Below are 18819 nucleotides of genomic sequence, written 5' to 3' on the forward strand. Positions count from 1 at the left end.
CCGATGCGGGCGCGCTGCTGCGTTGCAAATGCTCGCGATACCTACGGGTATCGCTGCGCTTTGCGCCTTGCATCGCGTCCCGCCTCGGGCGTCCCTCACCGCCAATTCCAATGATCCAGCGGACTAGGCATAAGCATCGGCCTGGCCTTTGGCGTTGCGGTTGGCGCGCTTCTAGGTAACAAGCGTGCCAAGGCAGCATCGGCGTAGAGATGAGCGGCTTAATGCCCAACCAGGCTGCACCGCCTCCGCTTCGCTCTAGCGTGGCCACGGCTTAAGCTCGGCGTTGGGCGCCTCTGCGCGCCTCAGTTGGCTGTTCCTCATCCGGAGTGTATACTTATGAGTATATACATCGCACGGAGACCGGAATGGCAACCGCAAGAGTGTTCCAATCGGGCAACAGCCAGGCGGTTCGGCTGCCGAAGCAGTTCCGCCTCGATGCCTCGGAGGTCGAGATCTTTCGGCGTGGCGACGAGATCGTTTTAAAGGAAAAGGCCAAAGGCATGGCTACGGCTTTTCACCTCCTCGCCGGCATGCCCGACGACTTCTTCGCGGACGGGCGCAAGGACGTTCCCCCTCAAAAGAGAAAGGGCCTCTAGTTGTGGCGCGCTATCTGCTCGACACGAACATCTGCATCTACATTCGGCAGAAGCGTCCCGCCGAGGTCCTCGCGCGCTTCGAGAAGCTCAAGGCCGGGGAGGCCGCGTTGTCGGTGATCACCTACGGGGAACTGCTCTACGGCGCCGCAAAGAGCCAGCATCGGCAAATCGCTATGGATCGCCTGTCTGACCTCATCTCGTTCCTCCCAGTCTTGGAGCTTCCTGGCGATGCGGCTCAGGATTATGGCGAGATCAGGGCTCACCTCGAAACGAAGGGAGAAATCATCGGTGGGAATGATCTTTGGATTGCGGCACACGCAAAGGCGATGAGTCTCGTGCTCGTCACAAACAACGAGCGCGAATTCAAGCGAGTTCCTGGATTGAAGGTTCAAAACTGGGCGGCTAATGCGTGAAGTCGGCGCCCGTTCGACCAGGCACTCCAGGCGACGTCCCTGCCTCGGCTTCGCTGCGGCAGGGCCGCGCGTGAGTTCCGGCGTTGGACCGCGAAAAGCCTGTCGGACGCAGTGTTCAAAAAGATTCAGCAGCTAACACGAGCGTTATATGGCGAGAGTGGAAGCGACATGAGCCAACTTTTTCGATTCCCCAGTGCAGTCAAGCGCGATCCGGCCATCGAGGCGTGGATGCATGAGCATGCCGGTGAATTGGGAGCAATCGCACAGCGCTGGTTTGAAGTGATGCGCGCCTGCGGAGGCGAGGTCCGAGAGTTACTGCATGACGGCCATCCAACCGCGTGCGTGGCTGATGCGGCATTCGGCTACGTCAATGCCTTCAGATTTCACGTCAACGTCGGCTTCTTTCGTGGTGCCGAGATTTCCGATCCGGATGGCCTGCTGGAAGGTACAGGCAAGTTCATGCGCCATGTGAAGCTCATGCCCGGCCGTGAAGTAAATGCCGAGGCGCTTGTAACGCTGATCGGAACGGCATACACGGATATGAAGAGACGTCGGAAGGCGGAATAGTTCGCACTCCAACGCTCCGCAGGATCAGGCCTCGGGGCTACCGCTCCCCGGGCGCCGGGGAGCCGGTCGCGATCAGGGAAGCACTGCCGTCGCGGTCGCCGCCTCGGCCGAACGCAACGGCCGGCCGCTTGCCTGTAACTCCAGCCGCCTGCGCACACGCGTGGCATCGGCAAAGCGCGTCATCGTGCCGATTGAATTCAGGAAGACCATCGAAAGTTTGCGATTCAACGTGGTCGCGCGCATCACCAGGCAGCGCCCGGCCTCGTTGGTGAAGCCGGTCTTCTGCAGGCCGATATCCCAGTCCCGCGGGTAGCGGACCATGCGATTGGTGTTGACGAAAGTCAGCGGACGCCCGCGCACCAGCACCGTGCCTTCAGCCTGTGTCGAATCGCGTCGAATCAAGTCCTGCGTGTCGGCGGCGCTCACCAGTCGAAGCAGGTCGCGGGCGGTGGAGACGGTCTGGCTCGACAAGCCGGCGGGGTCGGCGAAACGGGTCGAGTTCATGCCCAGCGAGCGCGCCGTCTCGTTCATCCGCGCGATGAAGGCCGTGCGTCCGCCGGGATAGCCCCGGCTCAGTGCCATCGCGGCCCGGTTCTCCGAGGCCATCAGCGCCAGCAGCAGCAGATTGGCGCGGCTCAAACGGGTGCCGACCGCCAGTCGCGAAGCGGTGTGCTTTTCACGGTCGACATCGTCGTTGTCGATTTCCAGAACTTCGTCCATCGGCAGCTGGGCACCGATCACCACCATCGCCGTCATCAGCTTGGTCAGCGACGCAATGGGCATTACCACATCGGCATTTTTGGAGATCAGGGACTCGCCGGTTTCCTGGTCCACAACCAGTACCGCCGTGGATTTCAGGGCCAGATCCTCTGCTGCACGAGCCCGGGCCGGGCCAGCCGCCAGCAGCATCGACAGGGCCAGCATGACGTGGCGCAGATAGGGCATGCGCATGGGCGACGAACGCCGCGGAAGGTTTACGTCAGCCACTGATGGTGTCGGCTCGTCGATAGGCAAGCCGGGACTTTAACAACTCGAGTGCCGGCTTGTCACAATCGGCTTGTCTCAATGAGTAGCGCCGATAAATTGGAATCGGAATTCACGTGATCGCGCAGACGCCGATCGCGGAGCTGAGTAGGTTGGGGTGAGCGCAGCGAACCCCAACATCAGCGCGGACGAATGTTGGGGTTCGCTGCGCTCACCCCAACCTACACGCTACGGCGTGGCGCTTGGCTATATGATCATGTTGATCGCATTGAGCGCGGTGTTCGTCGCGATCAAGCGGCACCGGGACATCGAGCTGGGCGGGGTCATCCGGTTCTGGCCCGCCTAGCGCCGACATGGAGGTGTTCAAGGCCGAGTACGCCAATCCGCTTTATCGCCTGCCGATGACGTTCACCGAAATCTTCCCAGTCGGCGTGGTATCCGCGGTATCGGCCGGCCTGTTGCGGAATAGACGCTTTCTGTCCGCGCGTTGAAGCTCCGCCGCGAGCGTCCGAAGTCGAAACGGGCTATCTCAACGAAGCCGCGAAGACCTCCAATTGATCGATACAGGTCCCCCATCCATCGAAGAAGCCCATCTCCTCGTGTTGATCGCGCGTCGCCTTGTCCTTGTGGAGCACGGTGGCCACATAGCGCGTGTCCTGCCCCTCGTCCTCCAAGGTGACGAAAGCGGTAAACGGCATCCAGGGCTCGGCGGCCGGTCTCCATTTCGTGACCAATGCGCTGGTCCACACGATGCGCGAAAGCGGCACGATTTCCAGGAAAGACCCCGGGTTGTCGCTGGTTTCTCCATCCGGCCCGCGCATCAGGGTATGGAAGGAACCTCCGGGGACCAGGTCGAAACCGAGAACCTCGGTGGTCCAGGGCTTCGGGCACCACCATTGCTTGAGGTGGGCGGGCTCGGTCCACGCGGTCCATAACAGGGTTCGCGGCACTCGCAGGCGGCGCGAGATCACGAGATCGAGATCGGTATCAATGGCCATTGGTTTTTTCCTTGGCGTGTAGGGATTCGACGTAAGCGGCGAGACGATCGGAGCGGGATTCCCACATCGCCCGTTGTTCCGCCATCCAGGTTTCAGCGGTCCGCAAAGTCGCGGGCTCAAGCTCACAGGTGCGGATGCGCCCCTGCTTTTTCGATCGGATCAGGCCGCTGCGCTCCAGCACGCCGAGGTGCTTCATGAACGACGGCAGGGCCATTGCGAACGGCGCCGCCAGTTCCTTGACCGATGCGGCGCCGGTGCCCAGGCGACTGACGATGGCCCGACGCGTCGGGTCGCCTAGTGCGAGGAACACCTCGTCGAGCGGGGAGCAATAGTTAGCCATATGGCTAACTTTAGCGGCGTCGGTTTGATCCTGTCAAAGAAGTCGGCAATCCTTTGCCGACGTGTTGCCCCCGGATGCGCCATCACCGCCTCTGTAGGAGCGGGTCATACCCGCGACTCAGGCCTTGAACGGCACAGTCGCGGGTATGACCCGCTCCTACAGCTGCAGTCCGCGGGCAATCCCTTGCCCGACGAGTGGTTCACGTTTGGACAGGGCCTCCGGCCGCCTGAAACCCTCAGCCGCGCGTGGCCGCCAGGGCCGCGTTGAGCGTGCGGCTCGGCCGCATCACGGCCTCCATCTTGTCGCTGTCGGCCAGATAGTAGCCGCCGATGTCGACCGGCTTGCCCTGCACGTCGGCGAGTTCCCCGCCGATGGTCTTCTCGTTCTCGGTCAGGGTCTTGGCCAGGATCGCGAAGCGCGCCTGCAGAACCGGGTCTTCGGTCTGCGCGGCCAGTTCCTGCGCCCAGTACATGGCCAGATAAAACTGGCTGCCGCGGTTGTCCAGCAGGCCGGTCTTGGGCGACGGATTTTTATTGTTATCGAGCAGCTTGCCGGTCGCGGCGTCGAGGGTTTTGGCCAGGATCTTGGCCTGGCTGTTGCCGGTTTTGAGGCCGAGGTCTTCCAGGCTCACTGCCAGCGCCAGGAACTCGCCCAGCGAATCCCAGCGCAGATGGTTTTCCTCCACCAGTTGCTTGACGTGCTTCGGCGCCGAGCCGCCCGCCCCCGTCTCATACATGCCGCCGCCGGCCATCAGCGGCACGATCGACAGCATCTTGGCGCTGGTGCCCAGCTCCATGATCGGGAACAGGTCGGTGAGGTAGTCGCGCAGGATGTTGCCGGTGACCGAGATCGTGTCGAGCCCGCGGATCGCGCGCTCCAGCGTGTAACGCATGGCGCGCACCTGCGACATGATCTGGATGTCCAGGCCGCTGGTGTCGTGATCCTTCAGGTAGGTCTTGACCTTGTTGATCATCTCCGCCTCGTGCGGGCGGTACGGATCCAGCCAGAACACCGCCGGCATGCCGGAGTTGCGCGCACGGGTCACGGCCAGCTTGACCCAGTCGCGGATCGGCGCGTCCTTGACCTGGCACATGCGCCAGATATCACCCGCCTCGACGTTCTGCACCAGCAGCACTTCGCCAGTGGCGATGTCGACGATGCGCGCCTCGCCATCCTCGGCGACCTCGAAAGTCTTGTCGTGCGAGCCGTATTCCTCGGCCTGCTGCGCCATCAGGCCGACGTTGGGCACGGTGCCCATGGTCACCGGGTCGAAATTGCCGTTGGTCTTGCAGAAGTTGATGATCTCCTGGTAGATGCGGGCGAAGGTGCTCTCCGGAATCACCGCCTTGGTGTCTTCGGGCTTGCCGTCGGCGCCCCACATCTTGCCGCCGATGCGGATCATCGCCGGCATCGACGCGTCGACGATCACGTCGTTGGGCGCATGCAGGTTGGAGATGCCCTTGGCCGAATCGACCATCGCCAGTTTGGGACGATGCTCGTGGCAGGCGTGCAGGTCGCGGATGATCTCGTCGTGCTTGGTCGTTGGCAGCGATTCGATCTTGCTGTACAGATCGACCAGGCCGTTGTTGACGTTGATGCCCAGTTCATCGAACAGCGTGGCGTGCTTGGCGAACGCGTCCTTGTAGAAGATCCGCACCGCGTGGCCGAAGACGATCGGATGCGACACCTTCATCATCGTCGCCTTGACGTGCAGCGAGAACATCACGCCGGTGTTGCGCGCGTCTTCCATCTGCTCTTCGTAGAAGTCGCACAGCGCCTTTTTGCTCATGAACATGCTGTCGATGATCTCGCCGGCCAGCAGCGGGACCTTGGGCTTGAGCACGATGGACTTGCCGCTGCGGGTGACCAGCTCCATCTTGACGTCGCGGGCGCGGTCCAGCGTCATCGACTTCTCGCCGTGATAGAAGTCGCCATGCCGCATGTGCGCCACGTGGGTGCGCGAGGCCATGCTCCACTCGCCCATGCTGTGCGGGTTCTTGCGTGCGTAATCCTTGACCGCCTTGGGCGCGCGGCGGTCCGAGTTGCCTTCGCGCAGCACCGGGTTCACTGCGCTGCCCAGGCACTTGGAATAGCGCTTGCGGAGCGTTTTTTCCTCCTCGGTCCTGGGGTCTTCGGGGTAATCGGGGATCTTGTAGCCCTTGGCCTGCAGCTCCTTGACGGCGCTGATCAGCTGGTGCACCGAAGCGCTGATGTTGGGCAGCTTGATGATGTTGGTGTCGGGGAGCAGGGTCAGCCGGCCCAGCTCGGCGAGGTTGTCGGGCACGCGCTGCGCTTCGGTCAGGGATTCGGGGAACTCGCCGAGGATGCGGGCGGCCACCGAGATGTCGCTGGTGGTGACCTTGATGCCGGCCGGCTCGACGAAGGCGCGGATGATCGGCAGAAAGGCACAGGTCGCGAGCAGCGGTGCCTCATCGGTCAAGGTGTAAATAATGGTCGGCTGCTGGGTACTCATTGTCTAAGTCCTAGATTGGGGGGCTCCAGCCCGCGTCATGGAATGGCGGCTTGTAGCCGGATCTGGCCGGCCAAGTGCATTCACTGCTGACGGGTACTGGCAGAATTCTGTGTGCGAGACGCTCTGAAGACTTTTCCACGGCGCCGGTCGGCGCTATCGACAAGCCGACGCGGTGGGAGAGCCAGCCCTTATGTTACGCGGCCCCTCGCGTGAATCAATCGCCGGGGGCGACCGCCGCTGCAAGGACACAAGCCACCGACTACCGACTGATACTTTCCGTGCCGACCGCAAACCCGCTCCTGCTGGAAAAAAAAGCGCTCCGACTGGCCTTTTGGATCAGAAGCCGATCGAACCCGGTCGAGGCGGCGTTCGGCCTGGGATTTCTGATCGTCCTGACGGGGATCGCGGCGCTGATCCTCGCAACGCTGGCAAGGCTCCATGCGGACGAGGCGCTGGAGTTCCTCGGCGCCCATCGGCTGCCGGTCGTGCTGGTCTGCTGGCTCGGCGAACTGTGGGTGGCTCTGGCGCTGTGCAGGAAGCACTTGTCCCTGTGGCGCTCCGGCTGGCTTGCACCCTATCTGCTGCCGGCCGACGAGACATCCGCGTTGGCAAACCAACTACTGGCTCTCGTGATCCGCCAGATGGCGGGAATCATCTGCCTTGCAGGCTTTGGCTGGTGGGCCCGCCCTTCCCCGATCTGGATCAACACAGGGCTTGGCCTGGGCGTTGCGGTTGCCGCGGGCGCAGCGGCAGCGGGAATGCTGACGATCCGTTCGAGAATCACACGGCGCCCGGCGCGGGCCCGCCCGGCAAAGCGCAGCTCGCGAACCATCGCCCTCAAGCCGACTCGGGCCAGCCTGGGCTCCTGGCAGTGGGCGGGTCTGCGCGCGGCCTGGCGCAGCCGCGCCTCGGCTGCCGCCCTTGCACCCGGTTTGTTGCTGATACCGGGCGGCGAGGCGATGCTGACCACCCTGGCGCTGCTGGCAATCGCGGCGTGCTTCGCAGCCGGCCTTGCATCATGGGCGCAGGCAATGAACCGCTTGCTGGTGGCAGCCGCCTGGTTGCGTCCGCAACCGCTGAGTGCTGCGCAGCTGATACGTCCGCTGCTGGTTCCGCCGACGATCATCATCGTCTGCCTGTCGCTGGTCGCGGCGTCGTGCCTGATCGTGTTGGGTACGCCGCCGGTGGTTTCGCTGCTGCTCGCCTCCGGGATGCCGGCGCTGGCATTGCTGCATGGCGCCTGCGTCGCCGCCTTCCGGTATCAGGCCGCCCGCATTACGGCATGGTTTATTGCGCAGACCCTGCTCCTGATGGCGCTGGGGCAGGACTATCCGCCGCTGACACCGGTGCTTTGGGTGCTGTTCATGACGATGCTGATGCTCAAGGCGGCAAGGGCATGAATCCCCTCCTTCGGTTGACCGGCCTGTGCAAAGCCTATGGAGACGTCCCGGTCCTGGAGCAGCTTGACCTGGAGATCGGGGCTGGCCTTTTCTGCGGGCTGGTCGGCGCCAATGGGTCTGGCAAATCAACACTGATGCGCTGTATCGCCGGAATCGAGCAAGCCGACGGCGGCACGATCGAGATCGGCGGCCACTCGCTGCAAGGGGATCTACTGCTGGCGAGAGCGGCTTTGGGCTACGCGGTGGACGTCGGCAGCCTGCCATCGGAGCTGACCGGCAGGCAGTGCCTGGAGTTGGTGAGCCAGATGCGCGGCCTGCCCTCGCCGGATGCGGAGGCTTTCGCGCTGGCCGAAGCCCTGGACCTGATGCCCTGGCTCGATCGCTGGGTGCATGCTTACTCGCTGGGGACGAGGCAAAAGCTATCCGTCGTGCTGGCGCTGATCGGGCGGCCGAAACTCGTGCTGCTCGATGAATCGCTCAATGGCCTCGATCCGGTCGCTGCGTTCACGCTCAAGTACTATCTGCGAGAGCGGGTTCGGTCCCAGGGATGCAGCGTTCTGCTGGCGACGCATGCGATCGAGTCCGTGGAATTCTGGGATCGGGCTCTGCTGCTGGATCGCAGCATCGTCCGCCAGTGGAACATCGCCGAGGCACACATTTCGGGCACCGTGCTGGAACGCGAAATCGTGGCGGTACTGAGCGCCGGAAAACCGCGTTTGTAGGTGCGGGTCCTACCCCAATGTCACTACCTTAGGAAGAAAATCCCCTCTCCCGCTTGCGGGAGAGGGTGGCGCGGAGCGCCGGGTGAGGGGCTTCTTCCCGCCGAACAGCCCCTCATCCGCCCCTTCGGGGCACCTTCTCCCGCAAGCGGGAGAAGGGACTGCAACGCTTAAGGTAGTGCCATTGGGGTCCTACCCGCGACTCGGACCTGCAAGAGCACAGTCGCGGGTATGACCCGCTCCTACAGATGCGGATCGCAGGCTACTATCGGCAATCTCGGCCCTCGATCGATTACAGTCCGCACTGACTCGTTCAACCACTGGAGCCAAGCCAAGATGAGCCTCAACACCGGCGACACGCTGCCCGACGGCAGCCTGCAGGAATATTTCGACGAACCCAATGGCGCCTGTGCGATCGGGCCGAACACATTCAAGGTCTCGGAAATCGCCAAGGACAAGACCGTGGTGCTGTTCGCGGTGCCCGGCGCGTTCACGCCCGGCTGTTCGCTGCAGCACGTGCCGGGCTATGTGAAGCACTACGACGAGATCAAATCCAAGGGCGTGGACGAGATCTGGTGCGTCAGCGTCAACGACGCCTTCGTGATGGGCGCCTGGGCGCGCGACCAGAAGACCATCGGCAAGATCCGCATGTTCGGCGACGGCAGCGCAATCTGGACCAAGGCGCTGGGCCTGGAATTCGATCTGAGCGCGCGCGGCATGGGCGTGCGCTCCAAACGCTATGCGGCGATCGTCAGGAACGGCGTCGTGAGCTTCCTTGCGGTGGAACCCCAGGGCAAGGTCGATGTCAGCAGCGCGGAGTCGGTGCTCAAGCAGTTGTAGCGACGCTCAGCCGTGATAGCGCGCCTCGAGCTGACTGCGGCGCTGCATGATCTGTTGGCGCCGCCGGGCATCGTCGACCCGAGGTGACGCGGACGGCAGCAGCTCGCTCAGCTTCACCAGCCGCGCCACCGGCGTCGGCACGCGCTCGGCCCAGATCCAGCGATACCACAGATAGCCGCGGCGCTGCCCGGCCGCATCCAGCCAGTTGGCGGTACCCGGATCGCGCTGCGCGATCACCATGCGGAACATGCCGTCGTCGTCGATCTGTGCCTGGCGATGGTTGATGCTGGTGATGCGGTTGAAGGGATCGGTGAACTCGTTCCAGAAATTGTAGAGCTGGAAACTCCAGTACGGCGCCGGCTCATGCGGCATTTCGATCAGCAGCGCTTCGTCGTCGGCGACGTCGAAGAACGCGATGCCGTAGTGCACGTATTCCGAGCCGGGCACTTTCTTCTCGGGCGGCGGCAGTTGGTTGTACGGCCGCGTCAGCCGCTCCTGCTTCAAACGCTGCAGGTAATAGGCGGCCAGCGTATGCGCCCAGGTCACCGCTTCATCCAGAAAGCCCGCGGCCTGCTGCGGCGTCAGCGGCTGCGGTGCGAGCCCTTCGTTGCCGAGGCAGACGATGTGGAAGTCCACCGGCCGATGGCGGTCCCAGTCGGTGAGGTACTGGCGAATGCTGAACTTGCGGTCGCCGGGGTTCAGCCGCATCCAGTTGCCGGTCCAGTCCGCGGGGCGCTCGGCGCTGAGCATCAGTTCGAAGCGTCCGTCCTCGTCAATGTGCAGTTCACGCGAACTGGTTTCCAGCGAGGTCTTGAAGCCCGGAAAGATCGGGAAGACACCCTCGTTCAAGTTCAGGATGAAGCCGTCGATGGAGCCGGCCTTGCCCCAGACGCGATACGCCTTGCGGCCGTCGATGACGGCCATGCTGTAGACGTTGTCGAGATTCGGCGCGCCCCAGGGCGCCAGGTGATCGAGACTACGATGAAACGCCGGGAATTCCGGGTCGGAAAAGCAGAAGGCTTCCTGGATCGCGTAGGCGATCAGCCTGGCGAGATAGCGGTGACCTTCTGCAAGGTCGCGCGGGCTATCGGCGAAGTCGGCGGTGGCGATCGTGGCCGCGCTGCGGCCGAGCTTGGCGGCGAAGTCCTGCCAGGCCGCCGACAGCAGCGCGGCGGCAGCTTGTGTCTCAGCATTCAGCGGCATCGTCACTCCCTAAAATCATCGCAGATCAACGTAGGGCGGGAGGAGCGAAGCGCATCCCGCCTTTCGCGCGCCGGCTTCGCGGAAGGCGGGATGCTCCCGCCCTACGCTGAGATTCAGCTCAGATCGGCAAACGTCAGCTCCGGCGCATCGCGGAAGATGCGCGCCTCGTTCTCCGCAATCTGCTGCGCACTCACGCCGACGCCGCGTATGCCCTCGCCGGCTTCGAGCTTCAGCTCCATGATCTTCTGGCCGCCGACGAACAGGCACTTGCCGGTCTTGTCGCCGGACAGGCTGCTGACCATGTACAGCAGCGCGGGCGCGACATACTCCGGCTTCAGGTCGGCCTGGGTCTGCTCGTCCATGCCAACCACGCCGGTGAGGCCGCTGACCGCGGCCGGCGCGATGCTCCACAAGCGGATGCCGGACTTGGCGCCTTCCACGGCGAGCGATTTGGTGAAGGTCCAGATACCGCCTTTCGCAGCGCCGTAGTTGGCCTGGCCGAAGTTGCCGAACAGCGCCGCAGTCGACGTGGTATTGACGATGACGCCGCCCTGCTTGTTGGCGCGCATCCAGCTGAAGATCGGCTTGGTCACCGCGTACGCGCCCTTAAGATGTACCTGCAGCACCGCGTCCCACACCGACTCGTCCATGTTGTGGAAAGCCTTGTCGCGCAGCATGCCGGCGTTGTTGACCAGGATATGCACGGCGCCGTAGGCATCGAGCGCGGCTTTCAGAATCTTGTCGCCGCCTTCGACTCCCCCGACATCGCAGGCAACCGCGACCGCCTTGCCGCCGGCGCCGAGGATTTCATCGACGGTTTTCTGCGCCGCCTCCATGCTGTAGTCGTTGACGACGATGCTGGCGCCTTCGCTGGCCAGCAGCAGTGAATAGGCGCGGCCGAGCGCGCCGCCGGCGCCGGTGATGACCGCGACCTTGCCTTCGAGTAATGCCATGTTGCTTTGCTCCGTATGTCGTGAATCCTTGGGTTTTCAGGCCGGAAGCCGGCGGTGAAGAAAATCCAGCACTGCGGCGTTGAAGGCGTCGTTGTCGTCACCGGCGACCATGTGGCCGGCACCGGCGACGTCGAGAAATTCGGCCGACGGCAGCAGCGACAGGAAGTCCTGCGCCGCCTCGACGCTGACCACGTCGCTGATCGCGCCGCGCACCAGCAGCGTCGGCACTTGCACGCGCTGTGCGGCCTCGCGCATGCGCTCGACAATGCGATGCGTCTCCGGCCGCAGATCGCCCGTGACGAACGCCGGGTCCCAGTGCCAGTGCCAGCGTCCGTCGCCATGCAGCCGCAGATTGCGCTTCAATCCACCGGTGTTTCGCGGCCGCGGCCGATGCGGCAGGTAGGCCGCGACCGCGTCGGCAGCTTCATCCAGAGTGGCGAAGCCATCGGGATTGCCGGTCATGAAGGCGTGAATGCGGCCGGTGCCTTCGCGCTCGACTTTCGGCACCACGTCGACCAGCACCAGGCCGGACGCGATCGGCTGCTTGCTCTCGCCGACCGCGAGCAGGCCGGTCAGTCCGCCGAGCGAAGCACCGACCAGGGCCGGCAGCGGTGGCAACTGTTTCAGGACTTCACGCAGATCGGCGACGAAGCGGCCGAAGCGGTAGTCACCGTCGGGCGCGCGGTCACTGTCGCCATGTCCGCGCAGGTCGAGACTGACAACGTGATAACCCGCCGCGATCAACTCCGTCAGTGCGCGGCCCCAGGATTGGCGCGTCTGCCCGCCGCCGTGCATCAACACGATGCCGGGGCGGCCGACATCGCCACCCACGTCGGCTGCCAGCATGACGCCATCAGCGCCGTTAAAGCGCGTGGCCTTCAGGTCCGCGCTCATACAGTGTGCAAGGACAGCGCTTGCGCGTTGAAGAAGAAGCCGCCGATGGTCAGCAGCGCCTTGCTCGCGCCGTCGACCTGATGGCTGCCAGCCCGGCCCTGCAGTTGCATCACCGCTTCGCGGATGTGGCCGGAACCCTGGGTTGCGCCTTCGGACAGACTGCCGCCATGCGAGTTGAATGGAACGCGGCCGCGCAGCAGCACGCGCTGCTGCGCCCAGTCCCAGTGCTCGCGCATGAAGTCGCCGGCTTCGCCCGGCCTGCACAGGCCGATATTCTCGATCCACGCCAGCGTCAGCATCGAGAAGCCGTCGTAGGGGTAGTACAGATCGACGTCGTCTATCCAGAAATCGCCGCGCCGTTTCATCTCTTCGACCACGATCTGCTGGCCGTGCTGATGCAGGCCGGGCAGCTGGTCTTCGTCGTTGTTCGCGACCATGCCGGAAGCCGCCGCGTTGATCAGCACCGGGCGCAGCGCCATGTCGCGCGCGCGCTCGGCGGTGGTCACGATGAACGCATCGGCACCGTCGATCGCCACGTCCATGTCGTACACGCACAGCGGGTTGCGGATCATGCGGCCTTGCAGGTAGTCATCCATCGTCAGCGGCGTGTTTATCACCGCGTGCTCGTTGCGCAGCGCGTTGGAACGGCTGTTGATCGCGACCATGCCGAGGTCTTCGCGGCGGCGGCCGTATTCGTACAGATAACGGCTCGCCCACGCGGTGTAGCCGACCGATCCGCCCATGGTCTCGGGATCGACCGCGCCCATCATGCCGGTGAGTTCGCCGACGCGGCGGCGCATCGCATCGGCCGCCGCGGCGCGCGACTGCCAGGGCAGACGGTAGGCCGCGTGATAGCAGAGCACGGTGCTGCAGGCGCCGGAATACACCGCGTGCATCGCCTCGTAGATGGTGGTCGCGAAGGTGCCGGTCAGCGACGGGTTCTGCCACCAGGTGATGCGCGGAATGCCGAGTGCAGACTGCATCCACTTGGCCTCCGGTGACGTGCCCGAGCCGCTGATGCCGTCGATGTCGGCGGCGCCCAGCCCTGCCGCGCGGATCGCGGCGACGCAGGCGTCGATCGCCATGCCGGCCTGCGTGCGCTCGTTGCTGGTCTTGGAGAATGGCGTGGTCGCGGCGCTGGCGAACGCGACCTGGTCCTTGATCGGATAACGGACGCTCATTGGCTTGCTCCGCTGAGCTTGAACGCCGGCACCGGGTTTGCCCCGCGATCGATCCAGCTCAACTCCACCGGCAGGCCGATTTTCAGCGCCGCGTTGTCGCTGCCGACGATCGTGCTGGTAAAGCGCAGGCCGGACTGTTCTTCGAGTTCTATCGTCGCCACCGGATGCGGCGTGTCGTAACGGACGCCCGGCGCCGACGGGCCCTGATGCAACAGGATCAGCAGATGGATATGCCCGCGGCCGCTGACCGCGGTCGGGCGGATATCGCGCGACCAGCACTTGGGGCAGATCGGCCGTGGCGGGTGGAACCAGTGTCCGCAATCGCCGCAGCGGTCGATCAGCAACTGCCGATTCAGCAGGCCGCGATAGAAGGCCTTGTTGTCGTGGTCGATGCGCGTGCCGGGAAAACGTTCCAGCAGCTGTTCGTCGGTGAGCGTGTTCATGGGACGCTCCCGGCAGCAGAATCCCCTACCCAGGAACCTCTCCCTCCCCCGCTTGCGGGGGACGGCCGGGGTGGGGGCGGAAGGCGCGGCGCTGTCGTCGCGCCCCCATCCCAACCTTCCCCCGCACGCGGGGGAAGGAGCCGGCCGGTTCCGGGCATCAAGCCGGCTGCTATGAAACTGCTGCGGTCTCTCCCGCTTGCGGGAGAGGGAATGTCATAGGCCGTCATACTTCGTACTCCACATATCCATTATTCAAAACCATCAAACCCCGCTCGACCACCTTGCAACGGAACGCCGCGACGCCAGGCCTCTCATTCCAGACCTCGGTGCGAATCGTCTCGCCCGGGAAGACCGGGTTGGCGAAGCGGCAGTTCATCTTGCGCAGCCGCGACGGATCGTTGCCGCACAGCAGTTTCAGCAGCGCGCGACCGGCGACGCCGTAGGTGCCGAGGCCGTGAAAGATCGGCCGCGGAAATCCGGCCGCGGTGGCGACCGCCGGATCGATATGCAACGGGTTGTAGTCGCCGGACAGACGATAGATCGCCGCCAGTTCCGGCCGTGTCGGCAGGTCCAGCATCGCGTCGGCATCGCGAGCCGGAATGACGTGCGGCTTCGGCGCAGCTTCGGACTTGCCGCCGAAACCGCCGTTGCCGCGCAGGAATACCGCCGCGATCAGCGTCGCCAGGGGTTCAGCGGTTTCGGCATCGACGATTTCGCGCCGCGCATACAGCACCGAACCCTTGTCGGCGCCCTTGTCGTAGATTTCGTCGATGCTGTGATGCGCGATCACGCTGCCGCTGACCGGCAAGGGCCGGTGCAGCGTCAGGTATTGCTCGCCGTGCAGGATCTTCTTCCAGTCGATGCCGGTCTCCGGGTCCATCATCCAGAACGGACCGACACCGAGATTGACCGCCATCATCGGCAGCGCGCGCAGCTCGCCGCCGCGCACGCCCTCGTAGACGTAGTGCAGATCGTCGGCCGCCGGCGGATTGCTGCATGCCGCGCCGAGACCGAGCGCGTACAGAATCGTGTCGCGCTCGCTGTAGGTCTGCGTCAGCGACGGCTGCGGCCAGTGCTTGATCTTGTCGTAATCGAGTGCCATCGGGCGTTTCTCAGGCGATCTCGAACAGCGCGGCTGCGCCCATGCCGCCGCCGATGCACATACCGGCGACCACGTACTTGACACCGCGACGCCTGCCTTCGATCAGCGCATGCCCGACCACGCGCGCGCCGGTCATGCCGTAAGGATGGCCGATCGAAATACCGCCGCCGTCGACGTTGTAGATCGCCGGATCGATGCCCAGATGATCACGCACGTACAGCACCTGCACCGCGAAGGCCTCATTGATTTCCCAGAGCCCGATATCGCCAATTTTCAGACCGTGCTGCTTCAACAGCTTGGGGATTGCGTAGATCGGGGCTATGCCCATTTCCTCAGGCGCACAGCCGGCGACACTCATGCCGCGATAGATGCCCAGCGGCTGCAGGCCGCGGCGCGATGCAAGCGCGGAATCCATGATCACGCAGGCCGATGCGCCATCGGACAGCTGCGAGGCATTGCCCGCGGTGATGACGCCGCCCTCGACCACCGGCTTCAGGCCAGCCAGGCTTTCCAGCGTGGTGTCGGCGCGGTTGCCTTCGTCCCTGGCCAGCGTGACTTCCTTGTACGAAGTCTGCCTGGTGGCCTTGTCGACCACCGCCATCGTCGCGGTGATCGGCACGATCTCGGCGTCGAAGCGGCCGGCGGCCTGCCCCGCAGCAGTGCGCTGCTGTGACAGCAGCGCGTACTGGTCCTGCACCTCGCGCGAGATGCCGTATTTTTTTGCGACGAATTCGGCCGTGTGCAGCATCGGCATATAGGCATGTTCCGCAAAGCGCATCACCTGCTCGTCTTTCTCGCGCGCGACCCATTCGTTGTACGAAGCGTTCAGCGCCGAGATGTTCTCCTGGCCGCCGGCGACGACGATGTCCATGCCGTCGAACAGCACTTGCTTGGCCGCGGTGGCGATCGCCATCAGGCCCGACGCGCACTGGCGGTCGATGGTCTGGCCGGAAGCGCCGACGCCGAGACCGGCGGCGAGCGCGGCATTGCGCGCCAGGTTCTGGCCGGCGGTGCCGGCGGTCAGGCAGGAGCCGATGACGACGTCCTCGACCTCAGTGCCTTCGATGCCGGCGCGCTGCACTGCATGCGCTATGGCATGCGCGGCCAGTGTTGGCGACTTGATGTTGTTCAGAGCACCGCGAAACGCCTTGCCGATCGGCGAGCGTGCGGTGGAGACGATGACGGCATCACGCATGATTCAAGTCCTTTGAAGATTTTATCCCCTCTCCCGCGTGCGGGAGAGGGTCTCGCGTAGCGACGGGTGAGGGGCTGTTGAGACTGCGAGGGCGCAAACCCTCACCCGGCCCTTGCGGGCCACCCTCTCCCACATGTGGGAGAGGGGAAAAGAAATCGCGATCGGTTTCACGCCGCGAACTGCCGTTCCAACTCTTCAACCAGCCGATCACGCCAAACCGGCGTGCTGTCGAGCAGGCTGCCGAGCGCGCGTGCACGGCGATAGAACAGATGTGGATCGGCCTCCCAGGTGGCGCCGATGCCGCCATGCACCTGGATGGTTTCCTTGGCCGCGAACTCAAAGGCCTCGGTCGCCGCAAGCCGCGCGGCGGCGGCTGCCAGCGCCAGCTCCGGCGCATCGGCCTCCAGCGCCCAGGCTGCGTAGAACGCATTGGAACGCGCAATTTCGATCTTGGTGTACATGTCGGCGAGCTTGTGCTTGATCGCCTGGAACGAGCCGATCTGGCGGCCGAAAGCCTTGCGGATCTTCGCGTACTCGCAGGCGCTCTCCAGCGCTGCGGTCGCACCGCCGATCTGCTCGAACGCGATCAGCACCGAGGCACGATCCAGCAGCTTCGGCACGATGCGCTCGCCGTCAGCGCTGAGCAGCCGCGCCGGCGCATCGCGGAACACGATGCGCGCCTGCGGCTGTGCGGCGTCGATGGTCTGCAGCGGCTGGGTCTCGACACCAGGCCCGCGCAGATCGACGTGGTAGAGGCCGACACCGCCGTTTTCGTTGTGCGCGACCACCACCGCGAAATCGGCGATCTGTCCGTGCGGAACCGGCAGCTTGATGCCGCTGAGCTGGCCGCCAACAACGCGCGTCTTCAACCGCGACAACGCATGCTGCGGCAGCATCGCCTCGCTGAGCGCGAGCGTGCCGATCAGCTGGCCGGACGCCAGCGCCGGCAGCAGTTCCTGCTGCATCGTCGTGTCACCGCTGAGCACGAGCGCCTCGGCCGCCAGGTACAGCGACGACGACACCGGCAGCGGCGCCAGCGCGCGGCCGAGTTCTTCGGCGATCACGCAGAGGCTGACGTGGCCCAGACCGAGGCCGCCGAAATCTTCGGCTATCGCGGTGCCGAGCCAGCCGTTCTCGGCGACCGTGGCCCACAGCTCCTTGTCGTAGGGCGCCTTGTCCTCAAGCAGCTTGCGCACGCGATGACGGTCGCAGCGCGCGCTCAGCAGCTTGCGCGCCTCGTCGCGGATCGTTTTCTGTTCGTCGCTGAAGTCGAAGTCCACGCTACTTCCCCACTTGGTTGAAGGGCATCGTCTTGTCGACGCGGATGTCTTCGGGCAGACCCAGAATGCGTTCGCCGACGACGTTCTTCAGCACCTCGTCGGTGCCGCCGCCAAGGCGGTCGATCACCGAGCCAAACCATTCGCTCTGGAACACCGCGTCGAACGGTGCAAACGCCGGCGACATCACGGCGCCGGCCGCGTGCTGCAGATCGAGCGCGAACGCGGTCATCTCCTGCACGAGATTGGCCAGTGTGTACTTGCCGATAGTGATTTCCGGGCCCGGCGTTTCACCGCGCGACAAGGCGGTCAGCATGCGCTGCACGGTGAAGCGCACGCCGGCTTCGCGAATGTAGAAGCTGGCAATGCGCGCACGCACTTCGCCGTCCTCGATCGCCGGCCGGCCGTTGATCTCGGTCTGCCGCGCCAGATTGACGATGCCACCGATCAGCGGCATCAGCTCCTTGATCGCGATATTGGTGCGCTCGCCGGACAGGAAGGCCACCGCGACCCTCCAGCCCTCGCCGACCGCGCCGACGCGATGCGCATCCGGTATCCGCAGATCATTGAAGAACACTTCGTTGAAATTAGAAGCGCCGGTCAGCTGCTTGATCGGCCGGCGCTCGATGCCGGCGGACTTCATGTCGACGATGAAGAACGTCAGGCCCTTGTGCTTGGGCACGTTCGAATCGGTACGCGCGATCAGCACACCCCAATCGGCCATCTGCGCATTCGAGGTCCAGATCTTCTGGCCGTTGACGACCCAGTCGTCGCCGTCCTTCTCGGCGCGCGTGCGCAGGCCGGCGAGATCAGAGCCGGCCGCCGGCTCGGAGAACAGCTGGCACCAGATCAGGTCGCTGCGCAGCGTCGCCGGAATCAGCGCCTTCTGCTCCGGCGTGCCGTGTTTCATCAGCAGCGAGCAGCAGCCGCGATTGACGATCATGAAATGCGCGGTCACCGGCACGTCGAAGCGCGCTTCCTCCTGCATGAAGGTCATGTTCTGCAGCGAGGTGCCGCCGCGGCCGCCGACGTCCTGCGGGAAATAGATCGCGCCGAAACCGGCGTCGTATTTCTTCTGCTGCCAGACGCGCTGCGCCGGAAATTCGGCCTCGAACTCTCCGGTCTCCTGGCCGATGGCGAACGAGGTGCGGGTATCGCGCGGCGCGGCGACCGACGACAGCCAGGTGCGCGCCTCGGCGCGGAACGCGGCTTCTTCGGGTGTGTCGTTGAAATCCATACGG

21 protein-coding genes are annotated in these 18819 nt (G+C 64.5%); 8 read left to right on the forward strand and 13 right to left on the reverse strand.

All coding sequences use genetic code 11. The features are described from left to right. Nucleotides 1-365: 365 nt before the first annotated feature. The 3 genes from vapB (at nucleotide 366) to JWQ90_RS13515 (ending at nucleotide 1576) form a co-directional block, all read left to right on the forward strand. Nucleotides 366-596: an antitoxin gene (vapB, locus tag JWQ90_RS13505; RefSeq protein ID WP_299694901.1), complete on the forward strand. Its 231-nt coding sequence runs from the start codon at nucleotides 366-368 to the stop codon at nucleotides 594-596. Between the two features lie 2 nt (nucleotides 597-598). Beyond that, nucleotides 599-1009, forward strand: coding sequence for a type II toxin-antitoxin system VapC family toxin (locus tag JWQ90_RS13510; RefSeq protein ID WP_299694904.1), 411 nt, complete (start codon nucleotides 599-601; stop codon nucleotides 1007-1009). Between the two features lie 168 nt (nucleotides 1010-1177). Then, entirely contained in the window at nucleotides 1178-1576 is a 399-nt protein-coding gene (locus JWQ90_RS13515) for a DUF1801 domain-containing protein (protein ID WP_299694907.1), read from the forward strand. 72 nt (nucleotides 1577-1648) lie between these two features. On the opposite strand, the gene JWQ90_RS13520 is transcribed toward JWQ90_RS13515, so the two are convergent. After that, nucleotides 1649-2590 (reverse strand): serine hydrolase, encoded by a 942-nt coding sequence (locus JWQ90_RS13520; protein ID WP_299694910.1) that lies wholly within the window; start codon nucleotides 2588-2590, stop codon nucleotides 1649-1651. A gap of 127 nt (nucleotides 2591-2717) precedes the next feature. Here JWQ90_RS13520 and JWQ90_RS13525 point away from each other — a divergent pair, with 127 nt between their 5' ends. Next, entirely contained in the window at nucleotides 2718-2906 is a 189-nt protein-coding gene (locus JWQ90_RS13525) for a hypothetical protein (protein WP_299694913.1), read from the forward strand. 7 nt (nucleotides 2907-2913) lie between these two features. Beyond that, nucleotides 2914-3051 (forward strand): hypothetical protein, encoded by a 138-nt coding sequence (locus JWQ90_RS13530; protein ID WP_299694916.1) that lies wholly within the window; start codon nucleotides 2914-2916, stop codon nucleotides 3049-3051. Nucleotides 3052-3084: 33 nt separating this feature from the next. On the opposite strand, the gene JWQ90_RS13535 is transcribed toward JWQ90_RS13530, so the two are convergent. The 3 genes from JWQ90_RS13535 to JWQ90_RS13545 form a co-directional block, all read right to left on the reverse strand. Further along, nucleotides 3085-3558 carry an SRPBCC family protein gene (locus JWQ90_RS13535; RefSeq protein WP_299694919.1) on the reverse strand — a complete coding sequence of 158 codons (474 nt, stop codon included), beginning with the start codon at nucleotides 3556-3558 and terminating at the stop codon, nucleotides 3085-3087. Then, nucleotides 3548-3898 (reverse strand): metalloregulator ArsR/SmtB family transcription factor, encoded by a 351-nt coding sequence (locus JWQ90_RS13540; protein WP_299694922.1) that lies wholly within the window; start codon nucleotides 3896-3898, stop codon nucleotides 3548-3550. The genes JWQ90_RS13535 and JWQ90_RS13540 overlap by 11 nt, the downstream gene beginning before the upstream one ends. Nucleotides 3899-4133: 235 nt before the next feature. Continuing rightward, on the reverse strand, nucleotides 4134-6371 hold the full coding sequence (locus tag JWQ90_RS13545; protein WP_299694924.1) for an NADP-dependent isocitrate dehydrogenase: 2238 nt from the start codon (nucleotides 6369-6371) through the stop codon (nucleotides 4134-4136). 278 nt (nucleotides 6372-6649) lie between these two features. Between JWQ90_RS13545 and JWQ90_RS13550 the strand changes: the two genes are divergently transcribed. The 3 genes from JWQ90_RS13550 to JWQ90_RS13560 all read left to right on the forward strand — a co-directional run bounded on the left by JWQ90_RS13550 (nucleotide 6650) and on the right by JWQ90_RS13560 (nucleotide 9330). Beyond that, nucleotides 6650-7771, forward strand: a complete 1122-nt coding sequence (locus JWQ90_RS13550) for a hypothetical protein (protein WP_299694927.1) — start codon at nucleotides 6650-6652, stop codon at nucleotides 7769-7771. After that, complete coding sequence (locus JWQ90_RS13555; protein WP_299694930.1) at nucleotides 7768-8493, forward strand: ABC transporter ATP-binding protein; 726 nt, start codon at nucleotides 7768-7770, stop codon at nucleotides 8491-8493. The genes JWQ90_RS13550 and JWQ90_RS13555 overlap by 4 nt, the downstream gene beginning before the upstream one ends. 333 nt (nucleotides 8494-8826) lie before the next feature. Next, nucleotides 8827-9330, forward strand: coding sequence for a peroxiredoxin (locus JWQ90_RS13560; protein WP_299694933.1), 504 nt, complete (start codon nucleotides 8827-8829; stop codon nucleotides 9328-9330). Between the two features lie 6 nt (nucleotides 9331-9336). Here JWQ90_RS13560 and JWQ90_RS13565 read toward each other — a convergent pair whose 3' ends face one another. The 9 genes from JWQ90_RS13565 to JWQ90_RS13605 all read right to left on the reverse strand — a co-directional run bounded on the left by JWQ90_RS13565 (nucleotide 9337) and on the right by JWQ90_RS13605 (nucleotide 18815). Continuing rightward, nucleotides 9337-10533: a DUF1214 domain-containing protein gene (locus JWQ90_RS13565; protein ID WP_299694936.1), complete on the reverse strand. Its 1197-nt coding sequence runs from the start codon at nucleotides 10531-10533 to the stop codon at nucleotides 9337-9339. A 113-nt stretch (nucleotides 10534-10646) separates the two neighbouring features. After that, nucleotides 10647-11486: an SDR family NAD(P)-dependent oxidoreductase gene (locus JWQ90_RS13570; protein WP_299694939.1), complete on the reverse strand. Its 840-nt coding sequence runs from the start codon at nucleotides 11484-11486 to the stop codon at nucleotides 10647-10649. A 36-nt stretch (nucleotides 11487-11522) separates the two neighbouring features. Next, nucleotides 11523-12380, reverse strand: coding sequence for an alpha/beta hydrolase (locus JWQ90_RS13575; protein ID WP_299694942.1), 858 nt, complete (start codon nucleotides 12378-12380; stop codon nucleotides 11523-11525). Further along, entirely contained in the window at nucleotides 12377-13561 is a 1185-nt protein-coding gene (locus JWQ90_RS13580) for a thiolase family protein (RefSeq protein WP_299694945.1), read from the reverse strand. The genes JWQ90_RS13575 and JWQ90_RS13580 overlap by 4 nt, the downstream gene beginning before the upstream one ends. Further along, nucleotides 13558-14004, reverse strand: coding sequence for a zinc ribbon domain-containing protein (locus tag JWQ90_RS13585; protein ID WP_299694948.1), 447 nt, complete (start codon nucleotides 14002-14004; stop codon nucleotides 13558-13560). Before JWQ90_RS13585 ends, JWQ90_RS13580 begins: the two co-directional genes overlap by 4 nt. Before the next feature lie 223 nt (nucleotides 14005-14227). Then, nucleotides 14228-15106 (reverse strand): MaoC/PaaZ C-terminal domain-containing protein, encoded by an 879-nt coding sequence (locus JWQ90_RS13590; protein ID WP_299694951.1) that lies wholly within the window; start codon nucleotides 15104-15106, stop codon nucleotides 14228-14230. 10 nt (nucleotides 15107-15116) lie between these two features. Beyond that, nucleotides 15117-16301, reverse strand: a complete 1185-nt coding sequence (locus tag JWQ90_RS13595) for an acetyl-CoA C-acyltransferase (RefSeq protein ID WP_299694954.1) — start codon at nucleotides 16299-16301, stop codon at nucleotides 15117-15119. Between the two features lie 167 nt (nucleotides 16302-16468). Next, on the reverse strand, nucleotides 16469-17581 hold the full coding sequence (locus JWQ90_RS13600; protein WP_299694956.1) for an acyl-CoA dehydrogenase family protein: 1113 nt from the start codon (nucleotides 17579-17581) through the stop codon (nucleotides 16469-16471). Between the two features lies 1 nt (nucleotide 17582). Then, on the reverse strand, nucleotides 17583-18815 hold the full coding sequence (locus tag JWQ90_RS13605; protein ID WP_299694959.1) for an acyl-CoA dehydrogenase family protein: 1233 nt from the start codon (nucleotides 18813-18815) through the stop codon (nucleotides 17583-17585). Nucleotides 18816-18819 lie beyond the last annotated feature (4 nt).

Source organism: Hydrocarboniphaga sp., assembly GCF_028291725.1.
Lineage (GTDB): Bacteria > Pseudomonadota > Gammaproteobacteria > Nevskiales > Nevskiaceae > Hydrocarboniphaga.